The 12,549-nt window shown below is 49.5% G+C and carries 9 protein-coding genes; 7 read left to right on the top strand and 2 right to left on the bottom strand.

The features are described 5' to 3' along the window. The first annotated feature begins 62 nt into the window (after window positions 1-62). The 6 genes from LG201_RS11850 (at window position 63) to LG201_RS11825 (ending at window position 8,966) form a co-directional block, all read left to right on the top strand. Window positions 63-1,619 (top strand): hybrid sensor histidine kinase/response regulator, encoded by a 1,557-nt coding sequence (locus LG201_RS11850; RefSeq protein WP_226772414.1) that lies wholly within the window; start codon window positions 63-65, stop codon window positions 1,617-1,619. Window positions 1,620-1,891: 272 nt separating this feature from the next. Continuing rightward, window positions 1,892-4,147 (top strand): nitric-oxide reductase large subunit, encoded by a 2,256-nt coding sequence (locus LG201_RS11845; protein ID WP_226772413.1) that lies wholly within the window; start codon window positions 1,892-1,894, stop codon window positions 4,145-4,147. 30 nt (window positions 4,148-4,177) lie between these two features. Continuing rightward, window positions 4,178-4,510 (top strand): cupin domain-containing protein, encoded by a 333-nt coding sequence (locus LG201_RS11840; RefSeq protein ID WP_226772412.1) that lies wholly within the window; start codon window positions 4,178-4,180, stop codon window positions 4,508-4,510. A gap of 283 nt (window positions 4,511-4,793) precedes the next feature. Next, the gene (locus LG201_RS11835) at window positions 4,794-5,294 is read left to right on the top strand and encodes a sigma-70 family RNA polymerase sigma factor (RefSeq protein ID WP_226772411.1); all 501 of its coding nucleotides are present in this window, start codon (window positions 4,794-4,796) and stop codon (window positions 5,292-5,294) included. 6 nt (window positions 5,295-5,300) lie between these two features. After that, window positions 5,301-6,281 (top strand): FecR domain-containing protein, encoded by a 981-nt coding sequence (locus LG201_RS11830; protein WP_226772410.1) that lies wholly within the window; start codon window positions 5,301-5,303, stop codon window positions 6,279-6,281. A 201-nt stretch (window positions 6,282-6,482) separates the two neighbouring features. After that, window positions 6,483-8,966, top strand: a complete 2,484-nt coding sequence (locus LG201_RS11825) for a TonB-dependent siderophore receptor (RefSeq protein ID WP_319006055.1) — start codon at window positions 6,483-6,485, stop codon at window positions 8,964-8,966. Window positions 8,967-9,104: 138 nt separating this feature from the next. Here LG201_RS11825 and LG201_RS11820 read toward each other — a convergent pair whose 3' ends face one another. Further along, complete coding sequence (locus tag LG201_RS11820) at window positions 9,105-9,734, bottom strand: FMN-dependent NADH-azoreductase (protein ID WP_226772409.1); 630 nt, start codon at window positions 9,732-9,734, stop codon at window positions 9,105-9,107. 103 nt (window positions 9,735-9,837) lie between these two features. On the opposite strand from LG201_RS11820, the gene LG201_RS11815 reads away from it, so the two are divergent. Then, complete coding sequence (locus LG201_RS11815; protein ID WP_226772408.1) at window positions 9,838-10,263, top strand: winged helix-turn-helix transcriptional regulator; 426 nt, start codon at window positions 9,838-9,840, stop codon at window positions 10,261-10,263. A gap of 20 nt (window positions 10,264-10,283) precedes the next feature. Here LG201_RS11815 and LG201_RS11810 read toward each other — a convergent pair whose 3' ends face one another. Next, window positions 10,284-12,209, bottom strand: a complete 1,926-nt coding sequence (locus LG201_RS11810; RefSeq protein WP_226772407.1) for a PAS domain S-box protein — start codon at window positions 12,207-12,209, stop codon at window positions 10,284-10,286. Window positions 12,210-12,549 lie beyond the last annotated feature (340 nt).

Genomic DNA, 12,549 nt, shown 5'->3' with positions numbered 1-12,549 from the left:
AATGTTGGTCCTACCCATTTAAGCGGGTTAGACCCTAGTCAAACCCATAGAGGTCTCAGGCATTGACTTCCACACCTCCTCCCCAGCCGCCGGTTCAGCTGGCCCAAACTGTCGCAGACGCAGAGCGACGCACACGGCTTTACGAGACCTTTCTCAACAACACCCCCGACCTGGCCTATGTGTTCGACCTGCAGCACCGCTTCATTTATGCCAATAGCGTGCTGCTGCAGTTGTGGGGTAAAACCTGGGAAGAAGCTATAGGAAAGACCTGCCTTGAGCTGGGATATGAACCTTGGCACGCCGATATGCATAGCCGTGAAATCGACCAGGTTGTTGCTACCAAACAGCCTATACGCGGTGAGGTACCGTTCGCAGGCACTTTCGGCCAACGTATCTACGATTATATCTTTGTCCCTGTATTGGGCCCTGATGGCGAGGTGGAAGCGGTGGCGGGCACTACCCGTGACACCACCGAGCGCAAGCAAGCAGAGCAGGCACTACAGTTGGCCAGCCAGCGCAAGGACGAGTTCCTGGCCATGTTGGCACACGAGCTGCGCAATCCACTTGCCCCTATCAGTGCGGCGGCGCAGCTGATCGCTATGCATAATGCAGACCAGGAACGTCTGCAACGGTCCATCGAGATCATTAATCGCCAGGTGACACACATGGTGGGGCTGGTCGATGATCTGCTGGACGTATCGCGGGTAACGCGCGGGCTGGTGAGCATAGACCAACTTCCGCAGGACCTGAAGACCGTGATCAATGATTCAATTGAGCAGGTCCGCCCGCTGATGGAATCCAAACAGCATCGCTTTAGCTTAAACCTGTGTGCCGAGCATGTCAGCATACTCGGCGACCATAAGCGGCTGGTACAGATTGTGACCAACTTGCTTAATAACGCTGCCAAGTACACGCAGACAAAGGGCAGCATCGAACTGGACATGCGCGTACAAGACGGTCAGGCAGTCATCAGCGTGAGCGATGACGGTATTGGTATTGCCGCAGACGATCAACCACACATCTTCGAGCTGTTCGCTCAAGCCAAGCGCAACTCCGACCGCTCTCAGGGTGGACTAGGCATTGGCCTGGCGGTCGTGAAAGGCATGATAGAACTTCATGGCGGCAGCATCCATTGCTATAGCAATGGCATTGGCCAGGGCTCGCGTTTCACGGTTTATCTGCCCTCAATATTGTCTCAGGCATCCGCTGCCGAGGCTGACAATGTAGCCCGGACAAGTGCCCAGTCCAACCAGACCACGGTACTGGTAGTGGACGACAACATCGATGCTGCAGATATGCTGGCATGCCTACTGGAAACGCTGGGCTATATCCCCATCGTAGAGAACGGTTCATTGAGTGCCTTGCAGCGGGCGCAACAAACACGCCCTCAGGTCTGCATACTTGACATCGGACTGCCCGAAATGGATGGCAACGAACTGGCACGGCGCCTGCGTGCTCAGCCCGAGACTGCAAAAGCCCTGCTAATCGCAGTCACCGGCTATGGTCAAGCCCATGACCGCGAGACTTCGCTGCAGGCAGGTTTCGACCACCACTTGGTAAAGCCGGTTAACCTTGACGCCCTCATTGCCATTCTCGCCGCCAAATTCTCCCCTCATTAGGGAAGTTACAGCCTTGTTCTAGGCGCTGCTGCATCAAGCAGACTATTTTTCACTCCACAGTCCGCGTTCGCAAGCTGTCTAAATCAATACTGTCATTTGACACACATCGTCATGGCTCATCTTAGTGAATATAGCCTTAATCTGAGATAGACAGATTTTGAAGCACTCACACGCCTCATCATTGGGTCATATTAACCATGATCTAATAATGGTATAGTGACTTCAAAGGTTTTATCCCCGCAGGTCATCCAGCCGATCAAAAGGAGAAGTTCATGGGAGGCTACAAAAGACTCTGGTTCATCCTCATTGCTGTGCTGATTTTCACCTTCAGCATCTTGGGCTACTACGGTACCGAAATTTACCGTCTGGCTCCTCCAATCCCTGAACGCGTCGTCAGTCATGACCAGAGTATTGCATTCACCCAGGGTGATATCCTCGAGGGTCAATCTCATTGGCAATCCATCGGCGGTATGCAGATTGGTTCGATCTGGGGACATGGGGCTTATCAGGCTCCTGATTGGTCAGCCGACTGGCTGCACCGTGAACTAATGGCTTGGCTTGATATTGCTTCTCAGGATACTTTTCAGAAACCTTACCGTGACCTTAATGCCGTCAACCAAGCGGGTTTGCGTGAACTGCTCAAACAGGAATACCGAGGCAACCATCTAGATGCAACAGGCACATTACACCTGACGCCACGACGTGCAGAGGCCGTTAAACAGACTGCATCCTATTACGACGCGTTATTTTCCGATGCTGCGCCCCTCAAGCAAACCCGTATCGCATTTGCCATGAAGGACAACACGCTGCCGGATGCGAAAAACAGGGAGAAACTGGCTTACTTCTTTTTCTGGACCTCTTGGGCAGCGGCCACTGAACGCCCTGATAGCAAGGTCACCTACACTAATAACTGGCCTCATGAACCGCTGATTGCGAACCAGCCCAGCAGCGAAAATATCATCTGGTCAATGGCTAGCGTGGTGCTATTGCTGGCAGGAATAGGTTTTCTGGTATTAGGCTGGTCAATCTTGCGCAAGGAAGATGATGTTGAGCCTGTCGCAGGCACGCTCGATCCCATCACCAGTTTCAAACTCACGCCCTCTCAACAGGCATTAGGTAAATACCTCCTCATCGTCGCTGTCTTGCTAGTATTTCAGGTAATGGTTGGCGGTTTTACCGCGCATTACACCGTGGAAGGACAGGAGTTCTATGGCATTAATGTGTCCCAATGGTTTCCCTATTCCCTCACCCGTACCTGGCATATCCAGAGCGCCTTATTCTGGATAGCGACAGGCTTCCTGGCTGCTGGCTTATTCCTTGCACCACTCATCAATGGAGGCCGTGACCCCGCTTATCAGAAACTCGGCGTGGATATCCTGTTCGTAGCGTTACTGATTGTGGTTGCAGGCTCTTTCCTGGGTCAATATACGGCGATTGCCAATCTATTGCCCATCCAGTTTAATTTCTGGTTCGGTCACCAGGGTTATGAATACATCGATCTTGGCCGATTCTGGCAGGTTGCATTATTCGCAGGCCTATTATTGTGGTTGGGCCTGATGTTGCGATGCATGGTGCCAGCTTTGAAGGCGCACGATGGTGACAAAAACCTGCTGGCCTTGCTCACTGCATCGGTCATTGCCATTGGCTTGTTCTATGGCTCCGGCCTGTTTTATGGCGAACACAGCAATCTATCCGTCATGGAATACTGGCGATGGTGGGTGGTACATCTGTGGGTAGAGGGTATCTTTGAGGTATTTGCTACCGCAGCACTGGCCTATATATTCATGTCGCTTGGCCTCGTGTCGCGCACCATGGCCACCACCGCCAGCCTGGCCTCGGCCTCTCTTTTCATGGTCGGCGGCATTCCTGGCACTTTCCATCACCTGTACTTTTCCGGTACGACAACGCCTGTCATGGCGATAGGGGCCAGTTTCAGTGCACTGGAGGTAGTACCTTTACTGGTACTGGGGCATGAAGCTTGGCATAACTGGCATATCCATACCCGCGCCGAGTGGCTTAACAACCTGCGCTGGCCGCTATGCTGCTTCGCCGCAGTAGCATTCTGGAATATGCTGGGGGCCGGGGTATTTGGCTTCCTGATCAATCCGCCGATTTCTCTTTACTATATCCAGGGACTCAACACCACGGCAGTCCATGCACATGCCGCCCTGTTCGGGGTGTATGGCTTCCTCGCCATCGGCTTTACCTTGCTGGTGCTACGCTATATCCAACCACAAGCCGTATTTAATGAAAACCTCATGAAGCCGGGTTTCTGGGCACTCAATATCGGCTTGCTACTGATGATCTTCACCAGTCTGCTACCAATAGGTGTCCTGCAATTCCAGGCCAGTTTCAATGAAGGCCTGTGGTATGCACGCAGCGAAGCCTTTATGCAGCAGTCGCATATGCAAACCTTGCGTTGGGTAAGAACCTTTGGCGATGTTGTCTTCATCATCGGCGCATTATCAATTGCCAGCCAGATTGCACTGACCTTGTTCAGAAAACCGACTTTCCTGCGCAAGGATTAATCTTGTCTCACCACAACGGAGGAGTGACTCATGAGTATTCAGCACTTTGCACCAGGCGATATCATCGACATCAGCCCCTTTGGAGCCAATTTTGATACGGCCACTTCTGCAACATTGATCCGTGAAAGCCATCTGGAGGTGTTTCGCTTCGCACTGAAAGCAGGCAAGCTGACTCCCGAGCATACCGCTGCTGGTGCCATCATCATCCAATGCCTCGAAGGTACAGTGGAGCTGACAACCGGGAATCGCTCGCAGATTTTGACAGCCAACACGCTGACCTATCTAAAAGATGGAGAACCTCATGCAGTGAAGGCAGTTACTGACTCAACGTTACTCATCACTATTTTGTTGAAAAGAGAATAGCGATCCATTGCTCAGGACTGTGATGGTTTTAGCACTTATGGCATTGGGATTGCAATGCGGCAAAAGCTGTTTGGCCTAAATTGGCTATTCTAAGCTGAACGCATACTGGCTTACATTCACAAGCCAACATCATTATTTGTACAGCTAAACTTAGCTCTACAAACAAGCTTTCATTTTTTAAACCCTTGAAGCAGTAAGCCGGTCATTCATAAATTGAGTTTTATGAAGACAATCACTAGAATGATAATAATTATTATTTATATACATTCTCAAGGGATCTGATTTGCAAGCGACAGGGAAGCAACTGGCTGACTTATATGGGGCACACCATAGCTGGTTACATGCGTGGCTAAGAAAGAAACTGGGATGTACGCATCTTGCAGCAGACCTCTCTCATGACACATTTTTGCGCTTGATGGTTAAGCAGGAATTAGCCGTTATGCAGGAGCCAAGAGCGTTTCTGCTCACCGTCGCACAACGGGTCTTAAGTAATTACTGGCGTAGGGAGAAAATTGAAAGAGCCTATGAATTAACGCTTTTACAAATGCCAGAAGCGACAGCCCCTTCTCCCGAAGAGCGCGCCATCCTGCTCCAAACCCTTCTCACCATCGATCATTTACTGGATGGACTGCCATTACCCGTGAAGCGGGCCTTTTTATACTCCCAACTGGATGGCCTGGGGCATGGACAGATTGCAGAATTACTCGATATTTCGGTGACCACAGTGAAACGATATCTAGTGCGGGCAGGCACTCAATGCTATTTCGCAAACAGTGTTGATTAAATCCATATGAGTCACGGCACCTCAATAGACCCTAGATCCATTCCTCCTCTTGTTGCACAAAAGGCTGTGGAATGGATGGTAGAGCTCAATAACTCCAACGATGCCATATTGCAGCAGCAGTTTGCTGAGTGGCTGAGTCAACATCCTGATCATCAACGTGCATGGCAACGAATTGCCGAAGTAAATGCCAGCCTCACCGGAGCCTCAACCGCGATTGGTAGCGCCATGGCGCAAGTTGCCATCACAAGGCCTCAATCCTCAGGCCGTCGCCGCGCCCTTAAAGCTTTATCTATCGTCATATTTGCCAGTGGTAGCGGTTGGATAATGACCGAAACCGATGCGTGGCATAGTTGGCGGGCTGATGAAAATACAGAGGTAGGCGAATATAGAACGCTGATATTGGCCGACGGCACACGCCTGATGCTGAATACAAATAGTGCGGTGAATATCAGTTTCACTCATCAGCATCGGTATATTGAGTTGTTAAAAGGTGAAATCCTGGTAGCAACCGCCAAGGATGCGCAAGGCCGGCCCATGCTGGTGGCTACGCGACACGGAAACTTGCAGCCTTTAGGCACACGTTTCCATGTAAAACTAGATAAAGACTTTAGTCAGGTTGGTGTGTTTGAAGGTAGAGTGGCAGTGCGCGCGGCTGCACTCCCTGATCAAGAAAGCATAGTGATGCCAGGCGAGTTTCTCATCTTCAATGAAAACACCCTGGGCAATATCAAGCCAGTGAGCGAGAGTAGTGTTGCCTGGGTAGATGGCATGATTGTGGCCAGCAATATGCGTCTTGGAGATTTTCTATTGGAACTTGATCGTCACCGCAAGGGCGTAATCCGCTGTGATCCAGCGCTCTCAGATATGAGGATTTCGGGATCCTTTCCGCTACAAGATACGGATCTGATCCTGAAAAACCTGACCAATATTTTACCCGTGAAGATGCAATACATTACTCGATATTGGGTCACCCTGCTGCCTGCTTGAGATCAGGTAAGGTCACCTTTTTTCTGCCTAGTCCAGTTATTCCCATAGTTGGTCAAATGCAAGCTTGCATGAGCGCATCCTGGTCTTCCCCTTTAAAGAAAAGCCCTTTAAAAAAATATTTTGAGAAAAGTGGGCTGATTCCTATTCTCAAGAGACATGGAGGATGAACACCACATCAATCCATTTCTTCAGGAACCCTGAATGTTTACCAATTCGTTACCCATCTCAGTCAAATCCAAGGCTATTTCTGTTGCAGTAGCCAGCCTTTTCAGCATGACTGCACTCACCAGCACCTTTATCTACAGTGTCGCTCCCATGAATGCAGCTGCGGCTGAAACCAAGCAAGCAGATAATGCCAAGAAACAATATGACATTCCAGCCGGTACGCTAGAATCAGCGCTTACCAGTTTTGGCAGGCACGCAGGTATCTTGTTGTCATACCCAACATCCACCACCAACAATCTGAACAGTCAGGGCTTAAAGGGTGATTACACTGTACAAGAAGGCTTGGCTGTCTTGCTCCAAGGCACAGCGCTACAGGCGGTCAAGCAACTGGATGGCAGTTACAGCTTAAAACCTCTAGATAACATCGAGCATGCTTCAAACAAAGGGGCATCTGTCTTGCCTGAGCTGAAGGTAGTGAGTAATCAGCTTGGGGCAATTACGGAAGATACCGGATCATATACGCCAGGCACCATTGCAACGGCAACCAGGTTGGTATTAAAACCCATTGAAACCCCGCAATCCATCACCGTGGTCACCAGGGCGCATATTGATGACTTCAACCTGAACTCCATCGATGATGTGATGCGACATACCCCTGGTATCACAGTCTCGCACTATGACACTGAACGTACCAATTACTGGGCGCGCGGCTTTGCCGTCGAGAATTTCCAGTACGATGGTATTCCCTCATTACGCAACGCGGCTTATTCCGCCGGACAAACGCTGAGCGATATGGCGATCTATGACCGGGTCGAGGTATTGAAAGGCGCGACAGGATTGCTGACAGGAGCAGGCTCAATAGGTGCCACCATTAATCTGGTTAGGAAAAAGCCTACCGCAGAATTTCGGGGTGAGTTCACGGTGGGTGCTGGCTCCTGGGATAACTATCGCACGCAACTGGATGTAAGCGGACCATTGACCGAGAGTGGCAATGTACGCGGTAGAACTGTCATGACGTATCAGGACAGGCAATCCTTTATGGATCATTACGAACGCAAAACAGGCGTGTTCTACGGAATATTGGAGTTCGACCTTAGCCCTAACACCTTGCTGACTGTAGGCGCAGACTACCAAAATAATGACCCCAGGGGATCAGGCTGGTCAGGTAGCTTCCCGCTCTTCAATAGGACGGGGGGCAGTAATTCCTTTCCGCGCTCATACAACAATGGTGCCAAGTGGAGCCGTTGGGAGCAGGAAACCCGTACCGTGTTTTCTACGCTGGAACATCGCTTCGATAATGGCTGGGTAGGCAAGTTGCAGTTTAACCACCAGACCAATGCCTATGATGCACCACTGGGCTCGATTCAGGGCGATTTCCCCTACCCTGACGGCACAGCGGCCATTTGGGCCAACAAATATACAGGCCAGACCAAAAGCAATTCTCTGGATGCATATGCAAGCGGGCCATTTGACTTGTTTGGGCGTACCCATGAGCTGGTAGTGGGTGCTTCTGCCTCTCGCTCCCACTGGACGGGCAAGGATTATTGGAACCCGGCTTACATCAATAACCTTGTCCCGGACATCTACGCATGGAATGGCAATATTACAGAGCCAAACTGGGGCCCTGTGAGCAGTCGCAAGGATGAAGTCGTCAAGCAGACTGGGGCGTATGTCACTGGCAGATTCAATGTGTCAGATGCCCTATCATTGTTGGTAGGCACGCGTGTTGCCAGCTATCACCTCGCTAACCCCGATGAAGAGTCGCGTGAATCAGGCAGAGTCGTCCCCTACCTGGGAGCTGTGTATAAACTGAACCAGAACTATGCCCTGTATGCCAGTTATACCGATATATTCATGCCGCAAACCTATTACCGCAGCCGCGACAATAAATTGCTAGAGCCAAACGAGGGCCAGAATTACGAAGCAGGCCTCAAGGGCGAGTTCTTCAATGGCGCATTGAATACCAGCCTGGCGTATTTTGAAGTGCATCAAGACAATCGACCTGAATCGGACCGTGCCTACAACAGCAACCCGACCAATCCTGCCATCACCGATGCATACACCTCCCTTAAAGCCAAGACCAAGGGCTATGAAGCCGAGATCTCCGGACAGTTGGCACCAGGCTGGCAATTACAGGCCGGATTTACCCACAAGGTAATCCGAGATGACAATGGCAACAAGGTATCCACCTGGGAGCCAGAGAACCAGTTCACACTGTTCAGTAGCTATAAGTTTGCAGGCAATTTGGACAAACTGACGATAGGCGGCGGTGGACGCTGGCAAAGTAAGGGTTGGCAAATACTCACCAACCGCAGGGCAGCACGCACTGAGGAATTCTCACAATCAGCTTACGGCGTAGTGGATATCATGGCGCGTTATCAACTCAGCAAGCAACTGTCTGCCAACCTGAATATCAACAACGTATTCGATAAAAAGTACTACACGAATATTGGTTTTTATAATTCAGGCTATTACGGCGAACCGCGCAATGCGATGCTCACCTTCAAATACGCTTTTTAACTTTTAGCGTTTATGCTTCTAAAAAGGCGAGTCTCACCTAAAGTGTTATTAGGTGGATTCGCCTTTTTCATTCACTTTTTAGCAATGAGCAGTTGTATTAACACCATCGCTTTTAATTCAATATAACAAGGATGAAAGCTACGTGGTAATGTGTGTGATTGCCTCATCCAGCTGCACCCCTGCTGATCCTAATGCGGCTTGTTTTGCTTCCTCCCCCATTGCTACCCCTTCAGCCCGAATAATGGATACATCATGCAGGCCGATAAAACCCAGGATGGCTCTCAAATAAGACTCCTGGTGATCCATCACTTTCATGGGTCCAGAGCTATATATACCGCCACGGGCAGATGCAATGATGACTTTTTTACCAGGCGGGAGAAGACTTTCTGGCCCTGCAGCACCGTATGTAAATGTACGCCCTGCACGAGCAACATGATCAATCCATGCTTTGAGTGAGGAAGGGATACCAAAATTCCACATGGGTGCGCCAATCACGATTACATCTGCAGCGAATAACTCATCGATCAGCTCATCGGATAATACTAATGCTGCATTTAAAGCATCATTCCGCTGCTCCGGGGGTGTAAAAAAAGCGCCTACGGTAATGTCACTTAAATGGGGCAAAGGAGAGGAGACTAAATCTCTTGTGATAACCAGGGTGTCTGGGTGCTTTTTCTTAAGTTCGGTCAGAAGATTTTCCGTGAGCTTGCGTGATACGGAATGATCACCAAGCGGACTGCTATTAATGTGCAGGACAGTATGTGCCATCTTGTCTTTCCCAATAGTATTAAAAAGTAACTAGATGCTATATAGTTACTTAATTGAAAACAAGAACGCACTTTTTGTTTAGCTGGTTACATAAAGGTAAGTCATGCGAAGTGAGCTAAAAGATACAGATAATTCTTCACTCCAATCCCACAAAAATTGTGCATTTCGTGATCTATTATCACGACTGGGTGATAAATGGAGCATGTTAGTTATGGTCTCACTGGCGAAGGCGGATAACCATTGCCTGCGATTTTCTGAATTGAGTCGCGAGGTAAATGGCATATCACAAAGAATGCTCTCAACGACTTTGCGACAATTTGAACGGGATGGCATCGTCACTCGCCACTTATATCCCGAAGTGCCGCCGCGCGTGGAATACACCCTCACTGACCGTGGTCGGGAGTTTCTGGTACCGGTTCAGGCCTTGGTCGATTGGATGGTCAGTGAATGGCCCAAGATAGAAGTATCTCGCCTTGAATATGACAGTAAACACCAGGCATTAGACCCTAGTGGCCGAGAGGCAATTTAGCAAGTGTAACGGCAGGGATATCAGACACTCACTTGAAACTGATTTTTTCCGCGACGCTTGGCTTCATACATGGCGTTGTCCGCTGCCTTGACCATCTCATCCGCAGTTTTACTGGAACGTGGTTGATACATAGTAATGCCGATACTGGCACCTATATGAATGGCGTTCCGGCCTAACAATACGGGGGTGCTCAGGGCATCCAATATTTTATGGGCGACAGCTGTCACTGAGGATTGATCTCCAGAAATGGGCTCTAGCAGAATGGTGAACTCATCTCCAGCCAATCTACTCACCGCATCGGTTTGCCTGACAGTGGTGTTGAAACGCTGAGCCACCTCTTTTAACAGTAAATCTCCAGCATCGTGTCCAAATGTGTCATTCACCTGCTTAAACCCATCAAGGTCAATAAAGAGCAGAGCCATCGCGTGCATGTTGCGATCCGATCTCGCCATGGCATGGGGGAGTATTTCAGCGAAACCTCGTCGATTTGTCAGGCCGGTTAATGCGTCATGCCTGGCCTCATGCTCTCTTGTGGCTTCGATGGCTTTCCGCTCACTAATATCATGTAGGAATGCGCTAAATATCGTCTGCCCATCAATCTCCAGAGCGGTAATTCTGACTTCCACCGGGATAATCCGGCCATCTTTGCATGCGGCAGAAAGCTCAACCCGCTTGCCCAATACTGCGGCTTCACCCGTGCGCAAATATCTATCCATGCCTTGATGGTGAGCGTGATGCAGATGCTGCGGGATAATCAGGTAATCCATTTTCTTCCCGATCGCTTCCATGGCACTCCAGCCAAAGGTTTCTTCCGCTTGATGATTCCAGGCGCTGACGATCCCTTCCTGATCAATGCAAATGTAGGCATCATTGGCATTTTCAATCACCATGCGCAGTTCCAGTTCGCGCTTTCTTAGCTCATCCTCGGATTGCTTTTGTAAGCTCATGGCATGAGACAGCATCTCATTGGACTCCCTCAGCTCAAGAGTACGTACAGCAACCCGGTTTTCCAGATCCAGCCTTAACTCCATCAAAGAATGCTCGGCTTCTTTGACTGCCTGGATATCCTTCACGATGGAAACAAAATACTCCAGCTCGCCTTTATTGCTTAATTGCTTGGTCACACTCAAGTTGATCCAGACCAATTTGCCGTCTTTACGAATATATCTTTTTTCCAACTGGTAGCGATCTATCTCGCCTTCAGAAAGCTGATGCAAGAGACTCAAGTCAGTATTCAGATCTTCAGAATAGGTGATGTCCTGAAAGGTGAGTTGCAAAAGCTCATCCTGGCTATATCCCACAATCCGGCACAGCTCATCATTCACACTTAACCAACCGCCATTGGGTGCAATAAGCGCGATCCCTACAGCCGCTCTTTCAAATATGGTGCGAAACCTTGCCTGACTGGCTTCCAGCCCCTGTTCAGAGGCTTTTAGGTCTAGCCTGGTGACAGCTAAGCTTTCACGTAACTGAATCTCCTTACTGACCAGAAATGCAAGATCAGAGAGTACTTGGAATTGTTCATCACTTAATTGTCTTGGTTTATCGTCAACCGCACACAAAGTGCCTAACGCCAGCCCTCCTGATGTTGTGATCGGAATACCGGCGTAAAACCGTATATTGGGGGCGTCCGTCACAAAAGGATTATCTGAGAACCGTGCATCCAGAGTCGCGTCTGGCACTACTAATGACGATGTTTCGTAAACAGCGTGTGCACAGAAGGCAACCTCCCGTGAGGTTTCTGACACATCAATCCCCACTTTGGATTTAAACCACTGCCTGTCGCTATCGATAAAGGAAACCAACGCAATTGGAACGTGCAGGGTATGTGCCACAACCCTGGTAATTCGATCAAAGACTTCTTCTGCGGGAGTATCTAGCAATGCAAGCGCATGCAGCATCGCAATACGTTCGTTCTCATTGGGAGGGAGGAGGGCTGCAGGCATTAATCCTCATTTTTCTTAATGTGGAAAAATCACGTCTGGAACACGCTAAGCAACGTGCTTTATTGATTGTAAGAATATAACTTTTACGAAAAGTTGCAAGAATGGAATGGCTCGCGCACTACAGCTTAGCTTGAGTTAGAGATGTCATGAAGGCATACGCCAACCCTCTTACCCGCTCAAAAATAAGGCTTTTTTACTCGCCTCCCGTATTCAGCCAAAATAAAAATAGACTGCTAGCAAACAAGATTTGCTTCTTTGTACCCCTCAGTTTGATACATCGATTTCCGATACTCAGGGAAATGGCGCTTGTGATGCGTGATGGCGATGATCTCATCCATCC

The organism is Methylobacillus gramineus (assembly GCF_020532675.1).
Lineage (GTDB): Bacteria > Pseudomonadota > Gammaproteobacteria > Burkholderiales > Methylophilaceae > Methylobacillus > Methylobacillus gramineus.
This window is presented reverse-complemented; position numbering and strand designations above follow the sequence as displayed.

Excerpts from the sequence above, each read along its gene's own strand:
- LG201_RS11845 (WP_226772413.1), top strand. The coding sequence starts at position 1,892 with ATGGGAGGCTACAAAAGACTCTGGTTCATCCTCATTGCTGTGCTGATT.
- LG201_RS11840 (WP_226772412.1), top strand. The coding sequence starts at position 4,178 with ATGAGTATTCAGCACTTTGCACCAGGCGATATCATCGACATCAGCCCC.
- LG201_RS11830 (WP_226772410.1), top strand. The coding sequence starts at position 5,301 with ATGAGTCACGGCACCTCAATAGACCCTAGATCCATTCCTCCTCTTGTT.
- LG201_RS11825 (WP_319006055.1), top strand. The coding sequence starts at position 6,483 with ATGTTTACCAATTCGTTACCCATCTCAGTCAAATCCAAGGCTATTTCT.
- LG201_RS11820 (WP_226772409.1), bottom strand. The coding sequence starts at position 9,734 with ATGGCACATACTGTCCTGCACATTAATAGCAGTCCGCTTGGTGATCAT.
- LG201_RS11815 (WP_226772408.1), top strand. The coding sequence starts at position 9,838 with ATGCGAAGTGAGCTAAAAGATACAGATAATTCTTCACTCCAATCCCAC.
- LG201_RS11810 (WP_226772407.1), bottom strand. The coding sequence starts at position 12,209 with ATGCCTGCAGCCCTCCTCCCTCCCAATGAGAACGAACGTATTGCGATG.